Genomic DNA, 514 nt, shown 5'->3' on the forward strand with positions numbered 1-514 from the left:
CATGCCCAACGGCAAGGTACTGGCCAGCGATGCGGCCCGCTTGGGCGCGGTAGCGATGAGCGGGGCCACCTTGCTGGCCGGCCGCAATCTGCAACCGGGCTTGCAATTGCCGGTGGCCTTCGGCACCGCTGTACCCTTACTCGGCGAAGCCATCGACGATTTTCTGGAAAAAGGCGTTACCTCGCATGTGCTGGAGGCCTTGGCGGTGGCCATTTCAATCGGCCGCCACGATTATCTGGCCGCCAACACCACCTCGTTTTTACTGGCACTGGGCGAATATCTGGAACACTCGATCGCCCGCCGCTCGGACGATTTATTGAAACATCTGTTGGAACCCGGCAGTAGGGAAGTCTGGGTGGAACGCGACGGCGCCGAGACCTTGATCCCGGCGCCGGAAGTGATAGTCGGCGACACCGTCATCGCCGCCACCGGCACGGTGATTCCGATCGACGGCACGGTGCTGGGCGGCGAAGCGCTGGTCAACGAAGCCACCATGACCGGCGAAAGCGTGCCG

Annotated in this window: 1 protein-coding gene; it reads left to right on the forward strand. The window is 63.0% G+C overall.

From position 1 onward, the window contains the following. The coding region (locus NP596_RS21840; RefSeq protein WP_443192640.1) for a P-type ATPase actuator domain-containing protein at nt 1–514 on the forward strand (514 nt) is incomplete at both ends.

Origin of the sequence: Methylomonas rivi (assembly GCF_024505165.1) — a bacterium.
Taxonomy (GTDB): Bacteria; Pseudomonadota; Gammaproteobacteria; order Methylococcales; family Methylomonadaceae; genus Methylomonas; species Methylomonas rivi.